Here is a 670-nt window from a genome sequence, read left to right as displayed (position 1 = left end):
GCTGTTCCCCCGGGACTGGGTGGAGTCGGACGGCCCCGTCGTCCCCGGCGTGTCGGGCTCCGCCGACTCCTGGTACCAGCAGACCGAGTGCCTCCTGCGGATCCGGCGGCCCGGCGACGCCTCCGTCCGCGTGCGGGTCCGCTACCTGCAGATGCAGCGCAAGCAGGTGGAGGACACCGGTCACCGTCCCGTCGCGTCGCTGCGCACCGACGACGGCACGGTGCATCTGACCTTCGATGAGGCGGTACCGCGTGCCTGCGAGGTCGTGGTCCCCCTCGACGAGCTCCTCGACACGGGACGCACCGTTCCCGTGGGAGCGGCGGCCGGCGTGGACGTCGAACCGCTGCCCGCGGGCGGGCGGGTGGTACGGAACCGCGACGAGGTACGGGCCGAGACCACCGTCACCGCCGAGCGCCTCACCGACGACCTCTGCCGGCTTCGCGTCCGGACGGCCAACACCGGGCCCGCACCGGCATCAGGGACCGCGCGTGACGAGGCCCTGCGCCGCGCCCTCATCGCCACCCACACCCTCATCGGCGGCGACGGGGTGGAGTTCGTCTCGCTGACCGGCCCGCCGACGGACCTGGCAGCACCCGCGCGCTCGTGCCGCAACGAGTTCACCTTCCCCGTCCTCGGCGGCGCGGCCGAGGACGCCGGGCACCTCCTGCTG

The 670-nt window shown here is 74.3% G+C and carries 1 pseudogene; it reads left to right on the top strand.

Annotated features, from left to right (window positions below):
* Window positions 1-670: pseudogene (locus IF47_RS0126745) on the top strand (hypothetical protein); the annotation flags it as partial.

The organism is Streptomyces megasporus (assembly GCF_000718985.1).
GTDB lineage: Bacteria > Actinomycetota > Actinomycetes > Streptomycetales > Streptomycetaceae > Streptomyces > Streptomyces megasporus.
Note: the sequence above shows the minus strand (reverse complement) of the source record. Positions and strands in the feature narration are given on the sequence as shown.